The sequence below is a fragment of the Massilia sp. MS-15 genome, from assembly GCF_020176695.1.
Lineage (GTDB): Bacteria > Pseudomonadota > Gammaproteobacteria > Burkholderiales > Burkholderiaceae_D > Telluria > Telluria hydrophila.
Genome location: NZ_JAIWIA010000022.1, coordinates 145,657 through 171,524 on the forward strand (window position 1 = coordinate 145,657; position 25,868 = coordinate 171,524).

Genomic DNA, 25,868 nt, shown 5'->3' on the forward strand with positions numbered 1-25,868 from the left:
CCTGAGCGTCGCGGCGTCCTGACGTATAATCGTTGACCGCCCAACAGTAAACGGCCTGTCAAGCCGTAGAAAGACGACCCATGAACGCCCCTCTTCGCCCCCTCTCCCCGATCGACTCCCAGCTGCGCGACATCCTGAAGCGCCGCATCATGATCCTGGACGGCGCGATGGGCACCATCATCCAGCAATACAAGCTGGACGAAGCCGCCTACCGCGGCGAGCGCTTCAAGGATTTCAGCGCGCCGGAAGGCGCAGGCCAGCGCGAGCTGTTCGTCAAGGGGAACAACGAGCTGCTCACGCTCACGCAGCCGCACATCATCCAGGAGATCCACGAGCGCTACCTCGCCGCCGGCGCCGACCTGATCGAGACGAATACCTTCGGCGCCACCCGTGTGGCGCAGGACGACTACCACATGGCGCATCTCGCCTACGAGATGAACGTGCAGGCCGCCAAGCTGGCGCGCGCCGCCTGCGACAAGTACAGCAGCCCGGACAAGCCGCGCTTCGTGGCCGGCGCCCTCGGCCCGACCCCGAAGACTGCCTCGATCTCGCCGGACGTGAACGACCCCGCCGCGCGCAACGTCAGCTTCGACCAGCTGGTCGAGAGCTATCACGAGCAGGTGCGCGGCCTGGTCGAGGGCGGCGCCGACGTGCTGCTGGTCGAAACCATCTTCGACACCCTGAACTGCAAGGCAGCGCTGTTCGCGATCGACCAGTATTTCGAAGAGCACCCGTCAGTCCCGCGCCTGCCGGTCATGATCTCGGGCACCGTCACCGACGCCTCGGGCCGCATCCTGTCGGGCCAGACCGTCGCCGCGTTCTGGAATTCGGTGCGCCACGCCAAGCCGATCACCATCGGCCTGAACTGCGCCCTCGGCGCAGCCCTGATGCGTCCGTATGCCGAAGAACTGTCGCAGATCGCCGATACGTTCGTGTGCATCTACCCGAACGCCGGCCTGCCCAACCCGATGAGCGACACCGGCTTCGACGAGCTCCCGGCCGACACCTCGGCCCTGCTGCGCGAGTTCGCCGATGCCGGCTTCGTCAACATCGCCGGCGGCTGCTGCGGCACCACGCCCGAACATATCGCGGCGATTGCGCAGATGCTCGAGGATCGTCCTCCGCGCCAGGTGCCGCAGATCCCGGTCGCGATGCGCCTGTCGGGCCTGGAGCCCTTCACCATCGACGACAGCTCGCTGTTCGTGAACGTTGGCGAGCGCACCAACGTCACCGGTTCCAAGGCGTTTGCCCGCATGATCCTGAACGAGCAGTTCGACGAAGCGCTGTCGGTGGCGCGCCAGCAGGTCGAGAACGGCGCCCAGGTCATCGACATCAACATGGACGAGGCGATGCTCGACTCGCAGGCCGCGATGACCCGCTTCCTGAACCTGATCGCTTCCGAACCGGACATCTCGCGCGTGCCGATCATGATCGACTCCTCCAAGTGGAGCGTGATCGAAGCCGGCCTGAAATGTGTGCAGGGCAAGGCCATCGTCAACTCGATCTCGATGAAGGAAGGCGAGGAAGAGTTCATCCGCCAGGCGCGCCTGTGCCGCCGCTACGGCGCCGCTGTCATCGTCATGGCCTTCGATGAACAGGGCCAGGCCGACACCTTCGCCCGCAAGACCGAGATCTGCGGCCGCGCCTACCGGGTGCTGACCGAGCAGGTGGGCTTCCCGCCGGAAGACATCATCTTCGACCCGAACATCTTCGCGATTGCCACCGGCATCGAGGAGCACAACAACTACGCGAACGACTTCATCGAAGCCACCGCCTGGATCCGCAAGAACCTGCCGCACGCGAAAGTATCGGGCGGCGTGTCGAACGTCTCGTTCAGCTTCCGCGGCAACGACCCGGCGCGCGAGGCGATCCACACCGTCTTCCTGTACCACGCGATCAAGGCCGGCATGACCATGGGGATCGTCAACGCCGGCATGATCGGCGTCTACGACGACCTCGCGCCCGAACTGCGCGAGCGTGTCGAGGATGTGGTGCTGAACCGCCGTCCGGACGCCACCGAGCGCATGATCGAGTTCGCCGGCACCCTCAAGGCCGGCGGCGGCAAGCAGGAGCAGAACCTCGAGTGGCGCGCGGCGCCCGTGGAAAAACGCCTGGCGCACGCGCTGGTGCACGGCATCACGCAGTGGATCGTCGAGGACACCGAAGAGATGCGCCAGCAGGTCCTGGCGTCTAGCGGGCGCCCGATCCATGTGATCGAAGGCCCGCTGATGGACGGCATGAACATCGTCGGCGACCTGTTCGGACAGGGCAAGATGTTCCTGCCGCAGGTGGTCAAGTCGGCGCGCGTCATGAAGCAGGCCGTGGCCCACCTGGTGCCCTTCATCGAAGAGGAAAAGGCGGAGGAAGAGCGCCGCACCGGCGTCAATGCCAAGCCGAAGGGCAAGATGGTCATCGCCACCGTCAAGGGCGACGTGCACGACATCGGCAAGAACATCGTCTCGGTGGTCCTGCAGTGCAATAACTTCGAGATCGTGAACATGGGCGTGATGGTGCCGTGCTCCGACATCCTGGCCAAGGCCAAGGAAGAGAACGCCGACATGGTTGGCCTGTCAGGCCTGATCACCCCGTCGCTGGAAGAGATGGCCCACGTGGCGCGCGAGATGCAGCGCGATCCCTACTTCCGCGAAAAGAAGATCCCGCTCTTGATCGGCGGCGCCACCACCAGCCGCGCCCACACCGCCGTCAAGATCGCGCCGCACTACGAAGGCCCGGTGGTCTACGTGCCGGACGCCTCGCGCTCGGTGTCGGTGGGCCAGTCGCTGCTGACCGAGGACACGCGCGAGACCTATATCATCGAACTGGCCCAGGACTACGAACGCATCCGCGTGCAGCACGCCGGCAAGAAGGCGCTGCCGATGCTCTCGCTCGAACAGGCGCGCGCCAACAAGGCACGCCTGGACTACGCCCCGGTCAAGCCGAAGTTCATCGGCCGCCGCCTCTTCAGGAACGTCGAGCTGGGCGAACTGGCGCGCTACATCGACTGGGGTCCGTTCTTCCAGACCTGGGACCTGGCCGGCCCCTACCCTGCCATCCTCAGCGACGAGGTGGTGGGCGAGGCCGCCACCAAGGTGTTCGCGGAAGCCCAGGCGATGCTCAAGAAGATCATCGATGGCCGCTGGCTCACCGCCAACGGCGCCATCGCGCTGCTGCCGGCGAACTCGGTGAACGACGACGACATCGAAATCTACACGGACGAAACGCGCCAGCAGGTCGCCTTCACCTGGTATGGCCTGCGCCAGCAGGGCGTCAAGCCGGTCGTGGACGGCGAGCAGCGCCCGAACCAGTGCCTGGCCGACTTCGTCGCACCGAAGGACTCTGGCATTCCTGATTACATCGGCATGTTCGCGGTCACGGCGGGCCTGGGCATCGAGAAGCACGAGCAGCGCTTCGAAGCGGCCCTGGACGACTACTCCTCGATCATGCTCAAGGCCCTGGCCGACCGCCTGGCCGAAGCCTTCGCCGAGTACCTGCACGAGCGCGTGCGTACCGATTTGTGGGGGTATGCGGCGGGCGAAGACCTGTCGAACGAGGCGCTGATCAAGGAGTCCTACCAGGGCATCCGCCCGGCGCCAGGCTACCCGGCCTGCCCGGAACACACGGTCAAGGCCGAGCTGTTCCGCACACTGCAGGCCGGGGAAATCGGGATGGAGCTGACCGAGTCGTTCGCGATGTATCCGGGGGCCGCGGTGTCGGGCTTCTACTTTGCGCACCCGGAATCGAAGTACTTCGTGGTCGGCAAGATCGGCGGCGACCAGCTCGAGGACATGGCGCGCCGCCGTGGCATGGACAAGGCGGAACTGGAACGCCACCTGGCGCCGAACCTGTCCTGACTTCAGCCGCCGCTGTATGCCAGTCAGTGAAGGGCCATCGTAGGGTGGGCGGGTAAGGCGCCCACGCGGTGATCGTTGTGATGTGAACCGTCGCACGAGCTGCTGTACCGTCATTCGACCGCGTGGGCGGCACGCCGCCCACCCTACGGACCCGGTAGCTCAGATCGCGTAGCGAACGACCTTGTCGCTCCACTCGAAGGCCGACACCTCGAGCTCGGCCAGGTCATCCCCGTCCATCGACAGTTCGTGGAGCGCCGGCGTCACCTCGTCCTGGGCGCCGTCGATGCGCTCGAGCGATTCCGCCAGGCGCAGCAGTTCACCGAAGAAGCCGCGCCGCACCAGCAGCGCGTGGCGCACTTCGTCGATCACCGGAATCTGTTCGACGATGTCCTGCATCGAAATGCAGAACAGGGTATCCATCAGCGACATCATGCCCACCGTGAAAGCGATGTCGGCGACATTGCGCTGTCCCGGGCGCAGGCGCTGGGCCAGCAGTTCCATCAGGCGCGCGCGCGTGGTGGCCAGCATCAGGAGCGGGCTCGCGTTGTGGCCGCGCGTGCCCGGCTCCGCATACAGCAGGATCTGCAGCCAGCGCTGCAGCTGGCGCCGGCCCAGCAGGATCACGGCCTGGCTGACCGACTCGATGCGCCTTCCCGCGCCCGCCGCCGGCGTGTTCACCAGACGCAGCAGGTTCAGGCCGAGCGTGACGTCCTGCTTCACGGCGCGCTCGATCGCGGCATTGTCGGCATCCGACACCACCAGGTGCAGCAGGTCCATCACGGCGGCCTGCGAAGGCGAGAGCTTGCGCCCGGCGATCACGGTCGGCTTGGCAAAATAATAGCCCTGGAAGTAGTCGAAACCGAGGTCGAGGCAGGTGCGGTATTCGCTGTGGCTCTCGACCTTCTCGGCCACCAGGCGCTTGCCGGTGCCGCGCAGGCGCGGCGCCAGCGACAGCAGGCTCACCACGGGCAGTTCGCGCAGGTCCATCTTGACGAAGTCGACCACCGGCAGCAGGCGCGCCAGGCCCGGTCCATGGGCCGAGGCCTCGGCCGCGAAACGGAAACCGTGGGCCGACAGTGCGGTCATGCGCCGGATCACGGCATCGTCCGGCACCACCGAACGCACGATCTCGAGCACCGTCCGTTCACGCGGCAGGAAGGCGAACATGTCGCTCATGAGGACGTCGGTGTCGACGTTCAGGAAGGCGGTGGCGTCGCCGATCGCGCGCGCCAGCCCGAGCTGGGAAGCATGGTGCAGCACGCCGGCGCTGGCCGATAGTCCCGAGTCGATCTGCGCCGGTCCCTGGGCGCTGCCACGGAACAGCAGTTCATAGCCGAACAGCGCCTGGTTGCGGTCGAGCACCGGCTGGCGCCCGAGATAGAAATTGCGCAAGGGCTGTGAAGCAGACTGGAAAGCAGGCTGTGAAGCCCCCTCAGGGCTGGCGGCGGTATCGGTCATGTCGTGTGGTTGGGCTCGCGAACATCCCTACTTTACCGTATCCGTCAGATTTAGTGGCTTTTTGGCATTAATTTATTGCCGCGACGATAAGCCCCTGTCATGACTGTGGCATGCCATCCACGAACAACTTCAATTCGCCGGGGGCGAAAGGAATCCAGGTCTCGTTCTTGGTCAGCGGCTCGGTCACGATGATGGCCACCCTGTCGTTCGGCGTGGTGACTTCGGAAAAGTCCACCGACAGGTCTTCGTCGGCCAGGTGGGCGGCGGCGAAAGGATACTGGCGCACGATGTAGCACAGCTTGGTCGAGCAGTGGGTGAACAGCGCGGTGCCGTCCGACAGCATCATGTTGAAGGTGCCATGCGCGGCCACTTGCGGCACCAGCCGTTCCAGCGCGGCGCGCAGCGCGGGCAGTGCGGGCGCGACGTCGCCGAACTGCGCGTGCAGGTTCTGCATCAGCCAGCAAAAGGCCAGTTCGCTGTCGGTCGTGCCCACCGGGCGGAACGGGCCGGACAGCTGTGGCGCGAATTCCTTCAGGTCGCCGTTGTGGGCGAACACCCAGTAGCGGCCCCACAGTTCGCGCACGAAGGGGTGGCAGTTCTCGAGGGCGATACTCCCCTGCGTGGCCTTGCGGATATGGGCAATGACGTTGGTGGACTTGATCGGGTAGCGCTTGATCAGTTCGGCGATCGGCGAGGCGATGGCGGCCTGGTGGTCGACGAAGTGGCGTACTCCCCTGCCCTCGAAGAAGGCGATGCCCCAGCCGTCGTGATGGGTGTCGGTGCGTCCGCCGCGATGGGCGAAGCCGGTGAAGGAAAAGACGATGTCCGTGGGGACGTTGCAGTTCATTCCGAGGAGTTGGCACATGCGCGCAGCTTACCACGCCAGAGGTGCCGGTGACACGGATTGGCACCGTGCCGCCACCACCGCGCCTCGAAACCGCGGTGGTGGATGTGAAGCTCAGTGCAGCACGACCGGCTGGCTCATCAGGGTATCGTAGGACCCCAGGAAGTCGTCGATTTCTTCCATGGTCGGCTCGCTGGCGATGAGGTTGTTCACATCGCGGCGGAAAGACTGAGCCAGTTTGCCGCCGATGAACGCTTCGCGCCGGCCGGCTTTGTCGACGATCTCGTACCCGCCGAAGCGCAGCGCTTCGAGGTCGCGATCAACGCCAAATTCCACGACGCTGTACTGTTCGCTGTTATAGATCATGTTCATGATGACTCCTTCTCTCGATCAGAGTAATTGTGCAGTCCAGGCGCCTGGCGGCGGGCGCTTGACTGATCACTTCGCTTAAGAGGTGGGGCTCGCTGGACCGATTTCAAGTACGTCACGACACAGCGTCAGGTGCGTAGGTCCGGCTCCAGTGCCAACAGCTGATCGTATGGCGCTTGCTGCAGCCACGATCGCAACTGATCAAGGTGTTCGCTGTTCGCCACACCGATGAACAGGCGTTCAGGGCCTTGGCGTAACAGTCGATTTAATGTTACACGCAAAACCAGGTTCCCGGCACAGCACATGCACCCGGGTGCGAGTCGGACAAGTCTGACAGGAGGGAGTTCGGGGATCGGGCTGCTGCCTGAGGCGAGCCCTTCGAGGATGACGGCGATCCTGCCTTCGGCCGCTGCGGCCTGTTCCGGCAGCAGCGCCGCGAGCCGCTTCGCGATGGCCGCTTCGCGCGCCGCCGCGGAAGCACCCGTGACCAGGGTGGTCGCGACGCGTCCGCGCAATCAGACGCCTTTCTTGGCGAGCTTGCCCGGCTCGACGCCGAGCTGCTTGAGCTTGCGGTACAGGTGGGTGCGTTCGAGGCCGGTCTTCTCGGCCACGCGTGTCATGCTGCCGCCTTCGCGGCCCAGGTGGTGTTCGAAGTACATGCGCTCGAAGGCATCGCGCGCCTCGCGCAGCGGCAGATCGAAGGACAGCGTGTAGCCGGTGCCCTCGCCCTGCGAGGTCGCATGCACCATGCGCGAGCCGTTGGCCGCCGGCGGGGCTGGCGGCGCGAACATCGGCGCGGCCGCCGCGGCGCTCGGAACGCCGGCATCCGGCACCGGGATCGCGGTCGGCACCGGGCGCGGCGGCGCCAGCGGCGCGCGCGCCACTTCCTGGGCGCGGCTCAGGCCCTGCTGCACGGCTTTCAGCAGCTTCTGCAGGGCGATCGGTTTTTCGAGGAAATTCAGGGCGCCGATGCGGGTGGCTTCGACCGCGGTGTCGATGGTGGCGTGGCCGGACATCATGATGACCGGCATCGTGAGCAGGCCGTCGCGCTGCCACTCCTTGAGCAGGGTGACGCCGTCGGTGTCCGGCATCCAGATGTCCAGCAGCACCAGGTCGGGAGCGCCGGCGCCTCGTGCCTCGCGCGCCTGCTGCGCATTTTCCGCCAGTGTGATGGCATGGCCTTCATCGCCCAGGATTTCCGAAAGTAATTCCCGGATGCCCATTTCATCATCAACTACGAGTATGTTCGCCATCTGTCCGCCTTCCTGATCTCTTGCCCGCTATCGCCAACTACCCAGTGAGATTTTAAGCGTCTTTTAAGTTTCGGCCAAGTTCGCCTCGGGGGCTAACTTTAACAGCAAAATGAATACCGCCGCGCCAGATCCATCGGGACGGTTCCCGATGTCGATACGGCCGCCATGTTCATCGATGATCTTCTTGACCATCGGCAGCCCGAGGCCGGTGCCGCGCGCCTTGGAGGTGACGTAGGGTTCGAAGGCGCGCGCCAGGATGCGCGGCGAGAAGCCGGGGCCGTTGTCCGTGATCGCCAGGCGCACCGCGGTACCGTCGGCGCCGTCCGCGCCCTCGTAGTGGATCGCCTCGGTGGTGACTTCCACCCGTGGAGGCGGCGCGCCGGGGCCGCGGTCGGCCAGCGCGTCCTGCGCGTTCTGCACCAGGTTGTGGATCACCTGGCGCAGCTGGGTCGGGTCGCCCATCACCAGCGGCAGGCCGGGCGCCAGGTCGGCATGGATGATGTCGGAGCCGTCCCCGGTCAGGTACAGCTGCAGGATCTCGTCGATCAGGCCGTTCAGGTCGAGCGGTTCGAGCACCGCCGGCGGCGTGCGCGCGTAGTCGCGGAAGTCGTCCACCATGCGCTTCATGGCGTCGACCTGGTTGACGATGGTGGTGGTGCTCTTCTTGAGCAGTTCCGCTTCCGGCGGCGGCAGGCTCGCTTCCAGCTTCATCTGCAGGCGTTCGGCTGACAGCTGGATCGGGGTCAGCGGGTTCTTGATCTCGTGCGCCAGGCGGCGCGCCACCTCGCCCCAGGCCACCGAGCGCTGGGCCGAGATCACGTCCGAGATATCGTCGAACACCACGATGAAGCCGCTGCCGGTACCGACCGGCAGGCGCGAGCCGCGCGCCAGCAGGGTGATGTCGTGGTCCTGCTCGTGGTCTTGTCCATCCTGGCTGCCGCGGCGCGGGATCTCGATCTGCTGCTGCCAGTGGGCGCGCCGGCGCCGGTCGCCGCCGGCAGGCGCGCCGGCCGCGCTCTGCGCGCTCTGCGCCGAGATCGCGCGCGTGACGCAGTTGTAGAAGGTCTCCAGGCCCGCGATGCTGCCCAGCGGGCCGCTCAGCGCGCCCGGTTCCACCTGCAGGATGCGGTAGGCGGCATCGTTCGAGTTCACCACCCGCCCTTCGGCGTCGAGCACGATCACGCCGGCCGACATATTCGCCAGCACCGACTCCAGGTGGGCCTTGGCGTTCTGTAGCGCCGTGCGGTTGCGCTCGACGGCGCTCCTGGCCTCGAACAGCTGGCCGGTCATGGCGTTGAAGGAGCGCGTCAGGGTGCCCAGTTCGTCGTTGGTCTCGACCGTCGGCCGCGGTGACAGGTCGCCCTCGGCCACCGCCTGCGTGCCCTCGGCCAGCACCAGCAGCGGCTGCGCCAGGTTGCCGGCGATGAGCACCGCGCTGCCGATGGCGCCGAAGATCGCCAGCAGCAGGGTCAGGGTGAGCGTCTCGATGTACATCTTGCGCAGGCCGGTGCGCTCCTGGAAGCGCGACTGGTATTCGTCGCGCGCGCTGCGCAGCACCACCGCGTTCGAGGCCAGGTTCACCGGCACCGACTGCAGCAGCTGCAGGTAGCGCGGCTCCATCCCGAGCGCCTCCGGGACCGCCAGCACCACGCGCAGGCGCAGGCCGGTGGCGGCGTCGAGCGCGTTCGGCTCTTCCCCGGCCTCGCCTCCGGCCCCGGTACCCTCGGGGCTGGCATAGCCGCCCGGCAGCGCCGCCGACTTGAGCATCACCGGCGTCGGGCGGTCGCGCTCCAGGTCGAGCATGCGGTCCTGCGAACCGGAGGCCAGCACGGTGCCGTCAGCCGCCAGCAGCATCGCGCTTTGCAGGCCGCTGACGTCGTCCACCAGGCGCGTGAGGATGCCCTGCACCGCGACCGCGTCCTGGCCGGCCAGGGTGGCGGCCGCGGTCTGGCCGGTGGCACCGAGTTCGGCCACGGCTTCGTCCAGCGCGGCGCGGCCGAGGTTGATGCCGGACTCGATCGCGGCCTCGATCTTGACGTCGAACCAGCTCTCGATCGAGTGCGACACGAACTGCACCGAGACCATGAAGATGACCAGGCCCGGCAGGATGCCGATGCCGGCGAACAGCAGCACCAGCCTCGCCACCAGGCGCGAGCCGAACTTGCCGGCCTTGTAGCGCGCGTACAGGCGCGCCAGCGCCACGATCACCAGCACCAGCAGCAGCGCCGCCATGCCGGCGTTCAGGCCCAGCAGCCAGGTGTAGTAGCGGTCGAAGAAGCCGGAATTGTCGGAAGCCGAGGCAAGCAGGAACAGCAGGATCGAGACGATGGCGCCGCCCACCACCAGCGCGTAGCGCAGCGCCTGGTTCACCGACTTACCGCGCATGCCTGCTACTCCGCACGGTAGGTGAAGGTCTTGCGGTTGGAAGCCAGGCGCCAGCTCGAATCGTTGATGGCGTTGACCTGCAGCGGCTTGGACAGGAAGTCCCGGTCCATGAACATGCGCAGCGAGACGTTATAGGTCTCGCCGCGCTTGAGCGCGTCGCGCGGCGCGATCAGCCAGCGCGCCGGGCGCCGGATCAGCGACAGCGCATCGTCGAGGGTATTGAAGGGTTGCGGCACGCTGCCGTTGCTGGCCACGATGTACTGGCGCGTGAGCACGTCGTAGGAGATGCCGATGGTACGCCGCGCCAGCACCGCCTTCTCGTCGCGCCACCACCAGCGCGGGCGCGTCATCTCGATCTCGGTGGTGAAGTGCAGCTTGACGCCGTTCTGCACGGCGTCCTGCAGCTCGTGGTTCAGGTCGAAGGCGAAGGCCGTATTGAGACGGTAGCCTTCCTCGGTGGCCTGGATTTCCGCCTTGGTGATGTCGACATCGGCCGCCCGCGCCTGCGTGCACGCGAAGACCAGCAGCAGCTGGCAAGCGAGTAGGCAGAAAAATCGTAACGTCACGGGTGCGCCGGAGCCTTATCTGAAGCCGAAGCCTATTCTGTCGGGATGAGCATTACGCCGCTTTTTTCTGGAACAGGGCGTAAAACAAGCCGTCATGATCCTGCCCGGCACCGCTGGATGGCAGCAGCTGGCCCGGCGCGTCGAGGCGGAGGGCGTCATGGCGCGCCGCGAACGCGGCTGCCTGCGCCTCCGATTCCTGGGGCCAGAGCGAACATGTCACAAACAACAATTTACCATTGGGCAGTAACATCTGCCAAAGGTTGTCGAGTATTTTGCTGGAAAGTGTTGCAAGTTGGAGCGTGTCGGACTTGCGGCGCAACCAGCGGATATCCGGATGGCGGCGCACGATGCCGGACGCGGTACACGGCACGTCGGCCAGGATGCGATCGAAGGGGCGGCCGTCCCACCAGCCGCCCTCCTGGGCCTCGGCGGCGAGCAGGGTCGCGGCGAGCCCGAGGCGGCCGAGATTGTCACGGACGCGCGCCAGGCGCGCCGGGTCGGCGTCCACCGAGGTCAGCTCGACCTCGGCCGTTTCCAGGATGTGGCCGCTCTTGCCGCCCGGCGCCGCGCAGGCGTCCAGCACGCGCATGCCGTCGGCCAGGTCGAGCAGCGGCGCGGCCAGCTGGGCACCGGCGTCCTGCACCGACACCAGGCCGTCATGGAAACCGGGGATCTGGCTGACGTTGACGGCCTGCGCCAGGCGCACCGCGCTCGGGCCGACCTGGGCGGCGTCGAAGCCGGCCGCGCGCAGCATCTCCAGGTAAGCCGCGACCTCGAGCCGGCGCCGGTTCACGCGCAGGGTCAGCGGCGGATGCGCGTTGCCGGCGGTGAGGATGGCTTCCCAGTCCTGCGGATAGGCGCTGCGGGTGCTGTCGATCCACCACTGCGGATAGTTCCAGCGCGCCAGCGGCTGCTTCAGCGCTTGCTCGACCAGGGCTTCGCGCTCGCGCAGGAAGCGGCGCAGCACGGCATTGACCATGGCCTTGGCGTGGGCAAAATCGGGATGGCTGGCGGCCGCGGTGACGGCCTGGTCGACCACGGTGAAGGCCTCGTAGGGCGGCTGCCCGCCCTGCGGCGGATCGAGCAGGGCCAGCGCGGCGCACAGCAGGCCGTCCAGCATCGGCGGTTCGGGCGCCTTGCTGGTCATCAGGCCGAGCAGGGTCTCGCTGCGGCCCAGCTGGCGCATCGTGCGGTAGGCGATGTCCTGGATCGCGCCGCGCGCCTGCGGCGTCACTTCGTAGGCGCCGAATACGGCGCTCAAGGCCTGCGGCAGCGCGCTGCCGCCGCGCACCCGGGCCACGGCATTCGCCGCGCCCAGCAGGCTCAGGGCCAGCGAGTCGGCCTTCAGGTCGGGCCGGTAGTCGCGCTGGGGGGCCACCTTGACCTCATGGCTCGGCCGCAGGCGCGCAGTGTCACGCAGCGGCGCCGGCGGCGCAGGTGGCGCGGAGGGGGCCGCGGCGCGCTCGGCGGACGGGCGGTAGCTCGGCTTCGGCGCGGTCGCCTGGGCCGGCTTGCGGGCCTCGGCCTGCGCCGGCGCAGCGGCCGGACGCGGCGGCTTGCCCCCACCCTGCGACGCAGCGCTACGCGCCGGCTTGGCTTTCGGTTTCAGGGTGAGCGTCGGGCGCTTGTCGGTCATGGCAGGTCGATACGGTGAAAAGGCTTCATTGTAACGGGTCAGGCTTTGGCGCCGCTTAAGTGTTTGCTGCATTGCAAATGCCAGCCTGATCGTATTGCATCATGCGCCAAACCAGTATAATGGGCGCTGTTTGCCTGTCCGCAGGCCCGCCTCACTATACAGACCGAAACACTCCCATGCTCGTCCAACAAAAACAACAAATCGTTGCCCTGTTCCAGGCCGCACTCGCGCCGATCGTCGCCGGCACCGACCTCACCCCCAACGTGGTGCTCGAACGTCCGCGCGACCCGAGCCATGGCGACATCGCCTGCAACATCGCGATGCAGCTGGCCAAGCCGCTGAAGACCAATCCACGCGAACTGGCCACCCGCCTGGTCGCCGCCCTGCTGGCCGAGCCTGGTGCCGCCGGCCTGGTCGAGTCGGCCGAGGTGGCCGGTCCCGGCTTCATCAACCTGCGCGTGGCTGCTGGCGCCAAGCAGTCGGTCGTGCGCACCGTGCTCGAGCAGGGCGCGGCCTTCGGCCGCGGCACGTCCGGCCAGGGCCACCACGCGATCATCGAATTCGTCTCGGCCAATCCGACCGGTCCGCTGCACGTCGGCCACGGCCGCCAGGCCGCGCTGGGCGATGCCCTGTCCTCGCTGTTCGAAGCGCAGGGCCACGACGTCACCCGCGAGTTCTACTACAACGACGCGGGCGTGCAGATCGCCACCCTCGCCACCTCGGTGCAGGCGCGCGCGCGCGGCTTCAAGCCTGGCGACGCCGAGTGGCCGGAAGCGGCCTACAACGGCGACTACATCGCCGAGATCGCGGCCGATTTCCTGGCGAAGAAGACCGTCTCGGCCAGCGATGGCGAGCCCGCCACCGCTTCGGGTGACGTCAACGACATCGAGTCGATCCGCCGGTTCGCCGTGACCTACCTGCGCAACGAGCAGGACCAGGACCTGCAGGCCTTCGGCGTCAAGTTCGACAACTACTACCTCGAGTCCTCGCTGTACGCGGACGGCAAGGTGGAAGCGGCCGTGCAGGCCCTGGTCGACGCCGGCGTCACCTACGAGCAGGAAGGCGCGCTGTGGCTCAAGACCACCGACTACGGCGACGACAAGGACCGCGTGATGCGCAAGTCCGACGGCACCTACACCTATTTCGTGCCGGACGTGGCCTACCACATCCAGAAATTCCGCCGTGGCTTCGACCAGGCCATCAATGTGCAGGGCAGCGACCACCACGGCACCATCGCGCGCGTGCGCGCCGGCCTGCAGGCGGTCAATATCGGCATCCCGAAGGGTTACCCCGACTACGTGTTGCACAAGATGGTCACCGTGATGAAGAACGGCGAAGAGGTCAAGATCTCCAAGCGCGCCGGTTCCTACGTGACGGTGCGCGACCTGATCGAATGGTCGGGCAACGGCGACATCACGCGCGGCCGCGATGCGGTGCGCTTCTTCCTCATCTCGCGCAAGGCCGACACCGAGTTCGTGTTCGACGTCGACGTCGCGCTGAAGACCTCGGACGAGAACCCGGTGTACTACGTGCAGTACGCCCATGCGCGCATCTGCTCGGCGCTGGCCAACTGGGGTGGCGATGAAGCGCAGCTGGCCAGTGCCGACCTGTCGCTGCTTACCGAACCGCACGAAGCGAGCCTGCTGGCCAAGCTGTCGGCCTACCCGGAAATGCTGGAGCGCGCCAAACTCGAGCTGAGCCCGCACCACGTCGCCTTCTACCTGCGCGAACTGGCTGGCGAGCTGCATAGCTACTACTTCGCCCACAAGTGGCTGCTGGACGATAACGCGCCATTGAAGCTGGCGCGCCTGGCCCTGGCCCTGGCCACCCGCCAGGTGCTGCGCAACGGCCTGGCCCTGATCGGCGTATCGGCCCCGGCCAAGATGGAACGCGCATTGGCGGACACCCCGACCGAAACCCAAGAGTAATCGCAACATGACCGCCATCCGACATCTCTCCCCGCTGCGCCAGCGCGGCAGCACCCTGACCGGGATCATCATCGGCCTGATCATCGGCCTGGGGATCGCGGTGGCAGTCGCGCTCGTGATCACCAAGGGCCAGTCGCCGTTCACCGACCGCTCCACCAAGATGGGACGGCCGGCCGATCTCGAGCCGAGCCAGGCGAATGATCCGAACAAGCCGCTGTACGGCAAGCGCGACGCCGCGCGCGAGGCGAACCGCGAGCTCGCCGAGCGCGCCAACCGCCCGGCTCCCGATGCCGCCCCGGCCCCGGCGCCGGCCGATGCCGACCCGCTGGGCCAGGCGATCGCCGGCATGCAGGCAACGGCGCCGGCCGCTTCTTCGGCAACTGCGCCGGCAGCGGCACCGGCCGCACCCGCCGCGCCCGCCCCGGCAGCCGCCGCTCCGGCAGCCCCGGTCCCCGCGAATGGCGGCGACGGCTACATCTACTACCTGCAGGCCGGTGCCTTCCGCGAGATGTCGGACGCCGAGAACACCCGCGCCAAGCTGGCCCTGCTTGGCTTCGAAGCGACGATCAGCGACCGCAGCACCGACAGCGGCGTGCTGCACCGCGTGCGGGTCGGCCCCTACGGCGGGCCGGAGGCCATGAACAAGGCGCGCGCCAAACTGCTCGATAGCGGCGTCGACGTGGCCATCGTCCGCAACCAGCGCTGATCCTTTTCGCCTTCCAGGGAACCGCATGAACCCGCTTCGCCGCCTGATCTGCTGCTCCGCCCTGGCCGCCGCCATGCCGGGCTTCGCCGCCGCCTCCCCCGCTTCGCCGAAGGAGGGCACCGAATACCTGACGCTGCCCGAAGCCCAGCCGACCGACAGCGGCCGCAGGATCGAGGTACTGGAGTTCTTTGCCTATTACTGCCCGCACTGCTACGCGCTCGAGCCGCAGCTGGCCAACTGGGTCAGAAGGCAGGGCGAGAACATCGCCTTGCGCCGCGTGCATGTGCCGGCCGGGGCCGCGGTGATGCCGCAGCAGCGCCTGTTCTTCACGCTCGAGTCGCTCGGCCTGCTCGAGCAGTACCACGGCCAGGTGTTCAACGCGATGCACGTCGAGCGCCAGCGGTTTGCCCAGGACGAGCAGGTGTTCGACTGGGCCAGCCGCGCCGGCATCGACCGCGCCCGCTTCATCGACGCCTACCGCTCCTTCGGCGTGCAGGCCAAGCTGCGCCGCGCCCAGGCCATGATGGAAGCCTACCGCATCACCCACTGGCCGATGATCGCGGTCGACGGCCGCTTCCTCACCTCGCCCGGCATGCTGGCGGAAGCCGGTGCTGCGGGCGACGCGGCGCTGGCCGGCACGCTGCAGGTGATGGACGGACTGGTCGCGCGGGCGAAAGCGGCCCGCACATGAACGCTGCGCCGGTGCGCGCGGAACGGGTCTTCATCACCGGCGCCTCGAGCGGCATCGGGGCCGCGCTGGCGCGCGAATACGCGGCGCGCGGCGCCCGCCTCGGCCTGCTGGCGCGCCGCCGCGAACGGCTGGAAGAACTGGCCGCATCCCTGCCCCATCCGGAACGCCATCGCCTGTACGCGGCGGACGTGACCGACCGTGCGGCGCTGGCGGCGGCCGCCGCCGACTTCCTGGCCGCCAGTGGCGGCGCCGACATCGTCATCGCCAGCGCCGGCGTCTCGCACGGCACCCTCACCGAGCGCCCCGCCGACCTGGCGGTCTTCGACGCCGTGTTCGCCACCAACGTGAATGCCACGGTCGCCACCTTCGCCCCCTTCATCGCTGCGATGAAGCAGCAGGATGGCGCGCGCCGCCTGGTCGGCATCGGCAGCGTGGCCGGCATCCGCGGCATGCGCGGCGCCGGCGCCTACTGCGCCTCGAAAGCGGCCGTGCACAGCTACTGCGAATCGCTGCGCGTGGAGCTGCGCGGCAGCGGCATCGAGGTGGTGACCATCGCTCCCGGCTACATCGACACCCCCATGACCCGTAACAACCGCTTCCCCATGCCCTTCCTGATGCCCGCCGAACGCTTCGCCGCCCAGGCGGTGAACGTGATCGCGCGCGGCGCCAGCTACCGCGTGCTGCCCTGGCAGATGGGCGTCGTCGCCAAGCTGCTGCGCCTGCTGCCGAACGCCCTGTTCGACCGCCTGTTCGCGCGCGCCCCGACCAAGCAGCGCGCCGCAGCCGGTCAGGAGCGGCCATGAACGCCGAGCGTATCGCCGCGCTGTCGCGTGCCGGGGTGCGCGTGGAGGTGGTGCCGGAGACCGGCTCCACCAATGCCGACCTGCTGGCGCGCGCGGCCCTGCTCAGCGACGCCCTGCTGCTGGTGGCCGAGCACCAGACCGCCGGCCGTGGCCGCGCCGGGCGCAGCTGGCTGTCTTCCAGCGAGCACTCGCTGACCTTCTCGCTGGCCTGGAAGTTCGACGGCGGCCCGCAGGTGCTGGCCGGGCTGCCGCTCGCGGTCGGCGTGGCCCTGGGCGAGGCGCTGGCGGCACTGGGCGTGCAGGTCCAGCTCAAATGGCCGAACGACGTGCTCAAGGACGGCGCCAAGCTGGCCGGGATCCTGATCGAGACCCAGTCCGCGCCACCCGCGCAGGGCGGCGGCACCTGGGCCGTGATCGGCATCGGGCTGAACCTGGTGATGCCGGACGAGGTGGAAGCGCGCCTCGGCCGCAGCGCCGCCGGCGCGCCCTGGCTGGCGCGCATGGAGCGCGACGTCCTGATGGCCGCCCTGCTCGACGCGCTGGCCAAGGCGCTGCGCCTGTTCGCGCGCCAGGGCTTCGCGCCTTTCTGCGCGCGCTGGAACCTGCGCCACGCCTGGCAGGGCCAGACCGTGGTCATCCTCGACCATGGCCAGGTAGTGCAGGAGGGCCTGGCCGCCGGCGTCGACGATAGCGGCCGCCTGCTGCTCGATACGGCCCACGGCCGCAGCACGGTGCTGGCGGGCGACGTGTCGCTGCGCGTGAAGGAGTAGGCCATGCTGCTGCTGATCGACGCCGGCAATACGCGCATCAAGTGGGCCCTGGCCGCCCCTGGCGCCGCGCTGGGCGCCTGGACCCGCCTCGAGGCGCTCCCGCACGCCGCCCTCGACGATGCCGCCGGCGCCTGGCGCGCGGCCGGGGTGACGCGCGCGATCGTGGCCAACGTGGCCGGGACGGCACTGCGCGAGCGTATCGCACATGCCCTGCCGGCAGGCGTGCCGGTCGAGTGGTTCGCCGCCACGGAACAACGCGCGGGCCTGCGCAACGGCTACCGCAATCCCGGCCAGCTTGGCTGCGACCGCTTCGCCGCCGCCATCGGGGCGCGCGCGCTGGCGCCTGGCAAGGACCTGGTCGTGGCCACCTGCGGCACCGCGACCACGGTCGATGCCATCACCGCGGACGGCCGTTTCATCGGCGGCATGATCCTGCCCGGCCTGGCGCTGATGGCCAGCGCGCTGGCGCGCAACACGGCCCAGCTGCCGCAGGTGGTGCCGGGCGGCGCGCCGCCGCCGGTCTTCGGCGACAACACCGACGACGCCATCGTGTCGGGCCTGCTCTCGGCCCAGGCCGGCGCGATCGAGCGCGCCTGCGCGGCGCACGGCGCCAGCACCTGCATCCTCTCCGGCGGTGCGGCGCCCTACATCGCTCCCGTCCTCAAGTTCGGGCACCAGGTGGTCGATAACATCGTGCTGGTCGGCCTGCACGCTGCAGCCGCCGCATGAACGGAGAAGCCACTTGTTGAAATTCGTATTCTGGGCGCTGCTGGCATTGAATGCCGGGCTGTTCGCCCATGCCGAGGGCTACCTCGGCCGGCTCGAGGACGGCGAGCGCGAGCCGCAGCGCCTGAAGAACCAGCTGGCGCCCGAGCGCATGGTGGTGCTGACGGCGAGCGAGGCGCGCGCGGTGGCCGATGCGGCAACCGCCGCGGCCGCGCAGGCCGACGCACCGCCGGCGCAGCCCCTTCCCGTGGCCGCCGCCGCGCCGGTGGAAACCATCGCCTGCACCCAGGCCGGCGCCTTCGCCGCCGGCGACGCGCGCCGTTTCGACACCCGCATCGCCCGCCTCGGCCTCGGCCAGCGCGCCAGCCGCATCAGCGTGCCCTTCCAGGAAGTCAGCAGCCACCTGGTCTACCTGCCGCCCGGCGGCGGCAAGGAAGGCGCCGAGCGGCGCGTGGCCGAACTGAAGGAACGCGGGATCGAGAACTTCTTCGTGATGCAGGGCGATTCGCCGCTCAGGTGGGCGGTGTCGCTGGGCGTGTTCAAGAGCGAGGCGGCGGCGCAAGGCCTGGTCGCTTCGCTGGCACGCCAGGGCGTACGCGGTGCGCGCGTGCTGCCGCGTGGGCCGCAGGGCACGCGCGCGGCCTGGCAATTCCGCGATCTGACGCAGGACGAACGCAAGCGGCTTGCCGGCATCGCTGACGATTTCGCCGGGGTCCAGCTGCGCGCCTGCCAGTAAGACCACGGGCCGCTGGCTGACGCTGGCCTGCCGCCTCAGCGCTTGACGACGATCGGCTTCAGCCCGAACGAATCCGGCACCGCGCGCGCGGCCTCGGCCGCATCCTCGCGGCGCTCGAAGGGGCCGCCGAACAGGCGGTTCACCGATCCCGCCTTGACCACTTCCAGCTTGCCGACTTCGACGCCGGCCTGCTGCAGGCGCGCGCCCATGGCTTCGGCGGTGCCGGCGCGGCCATAGGCGCCGAGCTGCACGTAGTAGCTGCCGCGCGGGACCAGCTTGGGCACGACCTGGGCCAGCGCCGCGCTGTCGGTGCGCACCCGGTCTTCCAGCATCAGGGCGACGATCTCGGGCGGCGCCGACTGCGCTTCCGAGGCGGCGCTGCGGCGCTCGGAGGCAAGGCGGATCGGGTCGTCCGGGAACAGGCGTTCGAGCTCGACCTGGTGGCTGCCCTTGCCCAGCAGGCCGAGCTTGAGGGCCGCCGTATACGACACGTCCACGATGCGGCTGGCGTGGAAGGGGCCGCGGTCATTGATGCGCACCACCACCGACTTGCCGGTTTCGACGCTGGTGATGCGCGCATAGGAGGGAATCGGCAGCGTCGGATGGGCCGCGGTCATCTTGTACATGTCGTACAGCTCGCCGGACGAGGTCTTCTGGCCGTGGAATTTCACCCCATACCAGCTGGCCACGCCACGCTGCACGAAAGGGTCGTTGTGCAGCATCGGGGTATAGGTCTGGCCGAACACCGCGTACGGACGGTTGGCCCACTTGGCATAGGGCTCGGCCTTGACCACCGCATCGGGCAGGTCCATCAGGCCGGGTGGTGGATTGGCGCCGGGCCCGTCGTCCTTGTAGTAACCGCCGCGGCCCGAATTCGGCGGCGGCAGCTTCGGCGCATCGCCATGCCTGGCGGCGGGATGCTTCCAGGGCAGCGGAATCAGGGGCTTGTGCTCGCCGGTGGAACTAGTGCTGCACCCGGTTGCCAGGATTGCCAGGGTGATGACCGTGCCGATGGTCGTAGCAAGTTGTTTTCTTGGAACGGCCATGCGCGGTCCTTGTTAAATTACGTCTGCACTAGTTTACGATGTCTTTGAATACTCATCAATATACCTGCGCCAAGACCTAGCGTAATAAATGCGGTGCCCCCGTAGCTCATGAAGGGCAAGGGCACGCCGACCACCGGCAGGATGCCGCTCACCATGCCCATGTTGACGAACGCATACGTGAAGAAAATCATCGTGATCGCGCCGGCCAGCAGGCGCGTAAACGTGTTCGGCGCGTTCGCCGCGATCATCAGGCCGCGGCCGATCAGCATCAGGTAGACGACCAGCAGGAAGCAGTTGCCGACCAGTCCGAACTCTTCCGAGAACACCGCGAACACGAAGTCGGTGGTCTGTTCCGGTACGAATTCCAGCGCGCCCTGGGTCCCCTTGGCGTAGCCCTTGCCGAGCAGGCCGCCGGAACCGATGGCGATCTCGGACTGGATGATGTGGAAGCCCTTGCCGAGCGGGTCGGAGGTGGGATCGATCAGCGTCATCACGCGCTCGCGCTGGTAGTCGTGCAGCATCGACCAGGCGATCGGCAGCGCGGCGCCGCCGGCCAGGCCGAGGCCGAGCAGCGCCTTCCACGGCAGGCCGGCCAGGAAGATCACGTAGAAGCCCGAGGCGCCCACCATCAGCGCGGTGCCGAGGTCGGGCTGCTTGGCGATCAGGGTGAAGGGCACCAGCAGCAGCGCCGCCGCGACCAGGAAGTTCTTCCAGTTGGCGGCGTTCGCGCGCTGCTGGAAGTACCAGGCCAGCATCAGCGGCGTGGCAATCTTCAGGATCTCGGAGGGCTGGATGTCCACTCCCACGTACAGCCAGCGCCGCGCGCCCTTCTTGATGATGCCGAACATGGCCACCGCGATCAGCAGCGCGACGCCGATCGTATAGATCGGCACGGCCAGGCGCATCAGGGTCTGGGGCGGCACGTTGGCGGCGACCCACATCACGCCGAAGGCCAGCAGGAAGTTGCGGATCTGGTGCTCGACGCGGTCGGGGAACTCGGCACCGGCCGAGGTCATGGTGATCACGCTGGTCATCATCAGCACGAACAGCACCAGGCCAAGCGGCCAGTCGAAGACCGTGAAGTACGGACGCAGGCGGCGCCGCAGCGAGCGGCGTTCTGGAATGTGCGCCATGGCTTATTCCTTTCGAGTGGCTGGAACGCCCGGCGTTGCCGGCGCAGCAGCCTGGATGACCGGTGCGGCAGGCGGCGCGGCCTTCGGCGCGGCGCCGGCGGGCAGGCTGGCGCCCACCCCATCCTTGGGCTTCGGCGGCGGCGGGCGCTTGCCCAGCAGGTAGTAGTCGAGCGCCTTGCGCGCGATCGGCGCGGCGGACGCGGCGCCGAAGCCGGCGTTCTCCACGATCAGCGCCAGCGCGATTGTCGGCTTGTCGGCCGGGGCGAAGGCGACATACAGCGCGTTGTCGCGGTGGCGCTCGTCGATGGCGTTGGCGTTGTATTTGCCGCCGCGCAGGCCGATCACCTGCGCGGTGCCGGTCTTGCCGGCCGAGACGTAACCGGCGTTGGCAAAGGCGCGGAAACCGGTGCCGTAGGATTCCTGGGTCACCCCCACCATGGTGCGCTTGATGAAATCGAGGTTCTCCTGCTTGAGCGGAATGCGCCGGCTTTCCTTCGGCACCGTCTGGGTGCGCTGCTTGGTGGCGCCGTCCTCGATCAGCTTGACCAGGTGCGGCTTCATCACGATGCCGTCGTTAGCCAGGGTCGAGACCGCGTGCGCAAGCTGGATCATGGTGTAGTTGTTGTAGCCCTGCCCGATCGAGATCGAGATGGTGTCGCCGCCGTGCCATTTCTGGGCCGCACGGTTCTTGCTGAAGCGCTTGGCCTTCCACTCCTTGGACGGGCGCACGCCGGTCTTCTCGTGTTCGAGGTCGATGCCGGTCAGTTCGCCGAAGCCGAACTGCTTCATGAAGTCCGACATCCGGTCGATCCCCATCTCGTTGCCGAGCTGGTAATAATAAGTGTCGCAGGATTCGACCACCGACTTGTACATGTCGACCACGCCGTGCCCGCCCGGCTTGTCGTCGCGGAAGCGGTGCCCGCCCAGGATGTAGAAACCGGGGTCGCGGATCGCGTCGGACGGCTTGCGCAAGCCGAGTTCCAGGGCGGCCAGTGACATGAAGGGCTTGAAGGTCGATCCCGGCGGATAGGTGCCGGACAGCGGGCGGTTCATCAGCGGGCGGTCGAGCGAGGTGTTCAGCTCGTTCCAGTTCTGGCTGTCGATGCCGTCCACGAACAAATTGGGGTCGAAGCCCGGACGCGACACGTAGGCCAGCACGTCGCCGGTGCTTGGCTCGATCGCCACCAGCGCGCCGCGCTGCTCGCCGAAGGCCTCCTCGATCACCTTCTGCAGTTCGATGTCGATCGACAGGATCAGGTTGCTGCCCGGTGTCGGCGCGGTGCGCGACAGGGTACGGATGGCGCGCCCGCCGGCGGTGCGCTCGACCTGCTCGTAGCCGGTGGTGCCGTGCAGGTAGCTCTCGTACTTCTTCTCGACGCCTTCCTTGCCGATATGCTCGGTGCCGTTGTAGTTGGCGTCGATGCCGTCCTCTTCCAGCTTCGCCGCCTCTTTCTGGTTGATGCGGCCGATGTAGCCGATCACGTGCGAGGCGGTCTCGCCCAGCGGGTACTGGCGAAACAGGCGCGCCTGCACCTCCACGCCCGGGAAGCGGAAGCGCTGCGCCGTGAAACGCGCCACTTCGTCGTCGGTCAGGCGGGTGCGCAGCGGCACACTGGCGAAGCTGCGCGATTCTTCCAGCAGGCGCTTGAAGCGGCGGCGGTCGCGCGCGTCGATCTCGACCAGCTTGGACAGCTCGTTGATGGTGGACTCCATGTTGGCCTGCAGCTTGGACGGCGTGACCTCGAGCGTATACGCCGAGTAGTTGCGCGCCAGGACCACGCCGTTACGGTCGACGATCAGGCCGCGGTTGGGCACGATGGGCACCAGGGCGATGCGGTTGCCCTCGGCCTGCAGCGCGAACTGGTCGTGGCGCAGCACCTGCAGCCAGACGAAGCGCGCCACCAGCAGGCCGAAGCAGATGAAGACGAGCGCCACCAGCGCCGTGAGGCGCATGCGGAACAGGTGGATCTCGCGGTCGTTGTCCTTGAATTCGGTCACAGCGGAGAAACTCGGCTCAGGTGGTTCAGATCGGGCGCGTATGGTCGCGGTCGACGGCGCGGCGCTGGGGCGCCAGCAGCAGCCAGGTGATCACCGGCCACAGCGCGACCGCGACCACGCTCTCGGCGAAGTGCAGCAAGCCCGGGAAGCGCCCGGAGGCCGTGAAGTGGACGAAGGCCTGCACCGTCTGCGCCAGCAGCAGCAGCGGGAACACGTGCATGGCCTGGGTCATCAGGCGGAACCAGAGCACGCGGCGGTGGATCATGATGGCGAGATAGGACAGCAGCGTGTAGGCGAGCGCGTTCTCGCCCAGCAGGCTGGCGTCATGCACATCCATCAAAAGACCCATGACGAAGGCCACGCCGATGCCGACCTTGCGCGGCTGGTGGATGCCCCAGAACACTAGCACCAGCGCGACGAAGTCGGGCGCACCCACCCAACGGCCCAGCGGCAGCAGGTTGAGCATGAAGGCGCAGACCAGGCTGAAGGTGATGAACAGCGGGCTGACGGGCAGCAGGATATAGTGCGGGCGGTTACCTGGCATTCGGCGTGCTTCCCTGTGGAACGGTGGTCATGGCGCGTTGCGGCTGCTGCTGCGTCTCTGGCCTTGCGGCGGCGGTCGCAGGCGCTGGCGCGGGCGCGGCCGGCTGCGGCGCCGGGCGGGACGGCAGGCCGCCGACGCCGCCGACGCCATTGACCGGCGCGGCGCCCTGCCCCGCACCGGGCGCACCGGCCGGGACGCCCTGCGCCGGCAGCGGCGACGGCGCCAGCGGCGGCGGCGGCACCGGCGCCATGTCGGGCAGCTTGCGGCGCGCGGTGGTCGCCGCCGGCCTGGCCTCCGCCTGCGGGCGTGGCGGCAGGTCCGACTGCGACATGATGATCAGGAGCTGGCGGTTGCGGTCGATGCCGGCCAGCGGCTGGCACACCACGCGGCCGAAGGCACCGGCCGCGACGTTCTCGACCTGCACCACCTTGGCCACCGCCAGGCCGGCCGGGTACATGCCGTCCAGGCCCGACGTCACCAGCACGTCGCCCACCTGGATGTCGGCATTGGCCACCACGAAGCGCAGGTCGAGCAGGCCGGACTGGCCGCGGCCGTAGGCGATGCTGCGCAGGCCGCTGCGCAGCACCTGCACCGGAATCGCCTGGTCGCGGTCGGTGAGCAGCGTGACTTCGGACGTAAACGGGAACACGCGGGTCACCTGGCCCACCACGCCCGCATGGTCGATCACCGGCAGCCCGGGCACGACCTTGTCGCGCGCGCCGCGGTCGATCACGATGCGGCGCGTGGAAGGATCGCGCGCGTCGTACAGGATCTCGGTCATCTGGGCCTGCACCGGCAGGTGCTGCCTGGCATCCATCAGGCGCCGCAGCTGGGCGTTTTCCGCCATCTGGAGCTGGGCCTGCTGCAGCACGCGCGCCTGCGCCAGCTGCTGGGTCTTGAGCTCGCGCACCTCCCTTTGCAGCGTGGAGATCGAGGAAAAATAGCCGGCCATGTTGCCGAGCGCTTCGCGCGGCATCAGGGCGGCCATCTGCAGCGGATAGAGGACGGTGGCGGCCACCTGGCGCACCGCGCCGAGGGTGTGGTAGCGCGCATCGACGACCAGCAGCATCACCGAAATCAGGGCGAACACGATCGCCTTGACCCGGGCCGGGGCACCCTGTTTGAAAAGCGGCGGCGGACTGTATTCCATGTCCTGGTTGGCGTCCTGTCTGGACCGTGCGGCCGGCCAAGGTCAAGGCGGGCAGACGCGCGCGGTACCGCCGCACGTCCTGCCCGCCAGCACGCTCATCGCGCCGCCAGTCCTGCTTTCTTATTCGTAGGAGAAGATCGAGCCCAGCTTGTCCATGCGCTCGAGCGCCATGCCCGAACCGCGCACCACGCAGGTCAGCGGATCCTCGGCCACCAGCACCGGCAGGCCGGTTTCTTCCATCAAGAGGCGATCGAGGTCGCGCAGCAGCGCGCCGCCGCCGGTCAGCATCATGCCCTTCTCGGCGATGTCGGCGCCCAGTTCCGGCGGCGCCTGCTCCAGGCCGTTCTTGACGGCAGAGACGATGTTGTTGAGCGGGTCGGTCAGGGCTTCCAGGATCTCGTTCGACGAAATCGTGAACGAGCGCGGGATGCCTTCCGACAGGTTGCGGCCCTTGACTTCCATTTCCTTGACTTCGGAACCGGGGAAAGCCGACCCTATGGCCTTCTTGATCGCTTCGGCGGTCTGTTCGCCGATCAGCATGCCGTAGTTGCGGCGGATGTAGTTGACGATGGCTTCGTCGAACTTGTCGCCGCCCACGCGCACCGAGCCCTTGTAGACCATGCCGCCCAGCGAGATGATGCCGACCTCGGTGGTGCCGCCGCCGATGTCGACCACCATCGAGCCGGTGGCGTCCGACACCGGCAGGCCGGCGCCGATCGCGGCCGCCATCGGCTCTTCGATCAGGTAAACCTGCGAAGCGCCGGCGCCGAGCGCCGATTCGCGGATCGCGCGGCGCTCGACCTGGGTCGAGCCGCAGGGCACGCAGATGATGATGCGTGGCGACGGGCGGAAGAATTTCGAGTCGTGCACCATGCGGATGAACTGCTTGAGCATCTGCTCGGTGACGGTGAAGTCGGCGATCACGCCGTCCTTCATCGGGCGGATGGCCTCGATGTTGCCCGGCACCTTGCCCAGCATCTGCTTGGCTTCCTTGCCCACCGCCTGGATGGTTTTCTTGCCGTTCGGGCCGCCTTCCTGGCGGATGGCGACGACCGACGGTTCGTCCAGCACGATGCCCAGGCCGCGCACGTAGATCAGCGTGTTGGCGGTGCCGAGGTCGATCGCCAGGTCATTCGAGAAGTAGCTGCGTAAAGAACCAAACATGGGTGTCCTGATGCGCGACTGGGCGCGCGTGAATATTGGTCGGGTTGTCCTTGCCGCGCGCATCCGGGCAGCGCGGTCTTTTCCTGCGGCGGGCGGTCTCGCAGCCCGACA

22 protein-coding genes are annotated in these 25,868 nt (G+C 68.0%); 8 read left to right on the forward strand and 14 right to left on the reverse strand.

What is annotated here, in order from left to right; translation table 11 throughout:
* The first annotated feature begins 80 nt into the window (after positions 1 to 80).
* Positions 81 to 3,851, forward strand: a complete 3,771-nt coding sequence (gene metH / locus LCI23_RS09790) for a methionine synthase (protein WP_224946271.1) — start codon at positions 81 to 83, stop codon at positions 3,849 to 3,851.
* A gap of 159 nt (positions 3,852 to 4,010) precedes the next feature.
* On the opposite strand, the gene LCI23_RS09795 is transcribed toward metH, so the two are convergent.
* From LCI23_RS09795 to rsmB, 8 genes are all read right to left on the reverse strand, one after another.
* The gene (locus LCI23_RS09795; protein WP_224946272.1) at positions 4,011 to 5,309 is read right to left on the reverse strand and encodes an EAL and HDOD domain-containing protein; all 1,299 of its coding nucleotides are present in this window, start codon (positions 5,307 to 5,309) and stop codon (positions 4,011 to 4,013) included.
* 97 nt (positions 5,310 to 5,406) lie between these two features.
* The gene (locus LCI23_RS09800) at positions 5,407 to 6,174 is read right to left on the reverse strand and encodes a class II glutamine amidotransferase (protein ID WP_224946273.1); all 768 of its coding nucleotides are present in this window, start codon (positions 6,172 to 6,174) and stop codon (positions 5,407 to 5,409) included.
* Positions 6,175 to 6,267: 93 nt separating this feature from the next.
* Positions 6,268 to 6,525: a DUF3567 domain-containing protein gene (locus LCI23_RS09805; protein ID WP_027865841.1), complete on the reverse strand. Its 258-nt coding sequence runs from the start codon at positions 6,523 to 6,525 to the stop codon at positions 6,268 to 6,270.
* 125 nt (positions 6,526 to 6,650) lie between these two features.
* Positions 6,651 to 7,037, reverse strand: a complete 387-nt coding sequence (locus tag LCI23_RS09810; protein ID WP_224946274.1) for a GTPase — start codon at positions 7,035 to 7,037, stop codon at positions 6,651 to 6,653.
* Positions 7,038 to 7,775 (reverse strand): response regulator, encoded by a 738-nt coding sequence (locus tag LCI23_RS09815; protein WP_224946275.1) that lies wholly within the window; start codon positions 7,773 to 7,775, stop codon positions 7,038 to 7,040.
* 63 nt (positions 7,776 to 7,838) lie between these two features.
* Positions 7,839 to 10,160, reverse strand: coding sequence for an ATP-binding protein (locus LCI23_RS09820; protein WP_224946276.1), 2,322 nt, complete (start codon positions 10,158 to 10,160; stop codon positions 7,839 to 7,841).
* Positions 10,161 to 10,165: 5 nt separating this feature from the next.
* Positions 10,166 to 10,726 (reverse strand): DUF4390 domain-containing protein, encoded by a 561-nt coding sequence (locus tag LCI23_RS09825; protein ID WP_224946277.1) that lies wholly within the window; start codon positions 10,724 to 10,726, stop codon positions 10,166 to 10,168.
* A 52-nt stretch (positions 10,727 to 10,778) separates the two neighbouring features.
* Positions 10,779 to 12,362 (reverse strand): 16S rRNA (cytosine(967)-C(5))-methyltransferase RsmB, encoded by a 1,584-nt coding sequence (gene rsmB, locus LCI23_RS09830; RefSeq protein WP_224946278.1) that lies wholly within the window; start codon positions 12,360 to 12,362, stop codon positions 10,779 to 10,781.
* Between the two features lie 176 nt (positions 12,363 to 12,538).
* On the opposite strand from rsmB, the gene argS reads away from it, so the two are divergent.
* From argS to LCI23_RS09865, 7 genes are read left to right on the forward strand one after another with little or no spacing between them, the layout of a single operon-like run.
* Positions 12,539 to 14,290 carry an arginine--tRNA ligase gene (argS, locus tag LCI23_RS09835; protein ID WP_224946279.1) on the forward strand — a complete coding sequence of 584 codons (1,752 nt, stop codon included), beginning with the start codon at positions 12,539 to 12,541 and terminating at the stop codon, positions 14,288 to 14,290.
* A gap of 7 nt (positions 14,291 to 14,297) precedes the next feature.
* Positions 14,298 to 14,996, forward strand: a complete 699-nt coding sequence (locus LCI23_RS09840) for an SPOR domain-containing protein (protein WP_224946280.1) — start codon at positions 14,298 to 14,300, stop codon at positions 14,994 to 14,996.
* Positions 14,997 to 15,021: 25 nt separating this feature from the next.
* A complete protein-coding gene (locus tag LCI23_RS09845) occupies positions 15,022 to 15,687 on the forward strand; it encodes a thiol:disulfide interchange protein DsbA/DsbL (RefSeq protein WP_224946281.1) in 666 nt (221 codons plus the stop codon).
* Complete coding sequence (locus LCI23_RS09850) at positions 15,684 to 16,490, forward strand: SDR family oxidoreductase (protein ID WP_224946282.1); 807 nt, start codon at positions 15,684 to 15,686, stop codon at positions 16,488 to 16,490. The genes LCI23_RS09845 and LCI23_RS09850 overlap by 4 nt, the downstream gene beginning before the upstream one ends.
* On the forward strand, positions 16,487 to 17,260 hold the full coding sequence (locus tag LCI23_RS09855; RefSeq protein ID WP_224946283.1) for a biotin--[acetyl-CoA-carboxylase] ligase: 774 nt from the start codon (positions 16,487 to 16,489) through the stop codon (positions 17,258 to 17,260). Before LCI23_RS09850 ends, LCI23_RS09855 begins: the two co-directional genes overlap by 4 nt.
* A 3-nt stretch (positions 17,261 to 17,263) precedes the next feature.
* Positions 17,264 to 17,989 (forward strand): type III pantothenate kinase, encoded by a 726-nt coding sequence (locus tag LCI23_RS09860; protein ID WP_224946284.1) that lies wholly within the window; start codon positions 17,264 to 17,266, stop codon positions 17,987 to 17,989.
* 13 nt (positions 17,990 to 18,002) lie between these two features.
* On the forward strand, positions 18,003 to 18,722 hold the full coding sequence (locus tag LCI23_RS09865) for an SPOR domain-containing protein (protein ID WP_224946285.1): 720 nt from the start codon (positions 18,003 to 18,005) through the stop codon (positions 18,720 to 18,722).
* Between the two features lie 35 nt (positions 18,723 to 18,757).
* On the opposite strand, the gene LCI23_RS09870 is transcribed toward LCI23_RS09865, so the two are convergent.
* The 6 genes from LCI23_RS09870 to LCI23_RS09895 form a co-directional block, all read right to left on the reverse strand.
* Entirely contained in the window at positions 18,758 to 19,768 is a 1,011-nt protein-coding gene (locus LCI23_RS09870) for a septal ring lytic transglycosylase RlpA family protein (protein WP_224946286.1), read from the reverse strand.
* A 17-nt stretch (positions 19,769 to 19,785) separates the two neighbouring features.
* Positions 19,786 to 20,901: a rod shape-determining protein RodA gene (gene rodA, locus LCI23_RS09875; RefSeq protein WP_224946287.1), complete on the reverse strand. Its 1,116-nt coding sequence runs from the start codon at positions 20,899 to 20,901 to the stop codon at positions 19,786 to 19,788.
* 3 nt (positions 20,902 to 20,904) lie between these two features.
* Complete coding sequence (gene mrdA, locus LCI23_RS09880) at positions 20,905 to 22,899, reverse strand: penicillin-binding protein 2 (protein ID WP_224946288.1); 1,995 nt, start codon at positions 22,897 to 22,899, stop codon at positions 20,905 to 20,907.
* Between the two features lie 25 nt (positions 22,900 to 22,924).
* Entirely contained in the window at positions 22,925 to 23,443 is a 519-nt protein-coding gene (gene mreD / locus LCI23_RS09885; protein WP_224946289.1) for a rod shape-determining protein MreD, read from the reverse strand.
* Positions 23,433 to 24,593 (reverse strand): rod shape-determining protein MreC, encoded by a 1,161-nt coding sequence (gene mreC, locus LCI23_RS09890; RefSeq protein WP_224946290.1) that lies wholly within the window; start codon positions 24,591 to 24,593, stop codon positions 23,433 to 23,435. Before mreC ends, mreD begins: the two co-directional genes overlap by 11 nt.
* A 120-nt stretch (positions 24,594 to 24,713) precedes the next feature.
* A complete protein-coding gene (locus LCI23_RS09895; protein ID WP_027865858.1) occupies positions 24,714 to 25,757 on the reverse strand; it encodes a rod shape-determining protein in 1,044 nt (347 codons plus the stop codon).
* Positions 25,758 to 25,868 lie beyond the last annotated feature (111 nt).

Coding starts and splice junctions, on each gene's coding strand:
- metH (WP_224946271.1), top strand. CDS start 81: ATGAACGCCCCTCTTCGCCCCCTCTCCCCGATCGACTCCCAGCTGCGC.
- LCI23_RS09795 (WP_224946272.1), bottom strand. CDS start 5,309: ATGACCGATACCGCCGCCAGCCCTGAGGGGGCTTCACAGCCTGCTTTC.
- LCI23_RS09800 (WP_224946273.1), bottom strand. CDS start 6,174: ATGTGCCAACTCCTCGGAATGAACTGCAACGTCCCCACGGACATCGTC.
- LCI23_RS09805 (WP_027865841.1), bottom strand. CDS start 6,525: ATGAACATGATCTATAACAGCGAACAGTACAGCGTCGTGGAATTTGGC.
- LCI23_RS09815 (WP_224946275.1), bottom strand. CDS start 7,775: ATGGCGAACATACTCGTAGTTGATGATGAAATGGGCATCCGGGAATTA.
- LCI23_RS09820 (WP_224946276.1), bottom strand. CDS start 10,160: ATGCGCGGTAAGTCGGTGAACCAGGCGCTGCGCTACGCGCTGGTGGTG.
- rsmB (WP_224946278.1), bottom strand. CDS start 12,362: ATGACCGACAAGCGCCCGACGCTCACCCTGAAACCGAAAGCCAAGCCG.
- argS (WP_224946279.1), top strand. CDS start 12,539: ATGCTCGTCCAACAAAAACAACAAATCGTTGCCCTGTTCCAGGCCGCA.
- LCI23_RS09840 (WP_224946280.1), top strand. CDS start 14,298: ATGACCGCCATCCGACATCTCTCCCCGCTGCGCCAGCGCGGCAGCACC.
- LCI23_RS09845 (WP_224946281.1), top strand. CDS start 15,022: ATGAACCCGCTTCGCCGCCTGATCTGCTGCTCCGCCCTGGCCGCCGCC.
- LCI23_RS09850 (WP_224946282.1), top strand. CDS start 15,684: ATGAACGCTGCGCCGGTGCGCGCGGAACGGGTCTTCATCACCGGCGCC.
- LCI23_RS09855 (WP_224946283.1), top strand. CDS start 16,487: ATGAACGCCGAGCGTATCGCCGCGCTGTCGCGTGCCGGGGTGCGCGTG.
- LCI23_RS09860 (WP_224946284.1), top strand. CDS start 17,264: ATGCTGCTGCTGATCGACGCCGGCAATACGCGCATCAAGTGGGCCCTG.
- LCI23_RS09870 (WP_224946286.1), bottom strand. CDS start 19,768: ATGGCCGTTCCAAGAAAACAACTTGCTACGACCATCGGCACGGTCATC.
- rodA (WP_224946287.1), bottom strand. CDS start 20,901: ATGGCGCACATTCCAGAACGCCGCTCGCTGCGGCGCCGCCTGCGTCCG.
- mreD (WP_224946289.1), bottom strand. CDS start 23,443: ATGCCAGGTAACCGCCCGCACTATATCCTGCTGCCCGTCAGCCCGCTG.
- mreC (WP_224946290.1), bottom strand. CDS start 24,593: ATGGAATACAGTCCGCCGCCGCTTTTCAAACAGGGTGCCCCGGCCCGG.
- LCI23_RS09895 (WP_027865858.1), bottom strand. CDS start 25,757: ATGTTTGGTTCTTTACGCAGCTACTTCTCGAATGACCTGGCGATCGAC.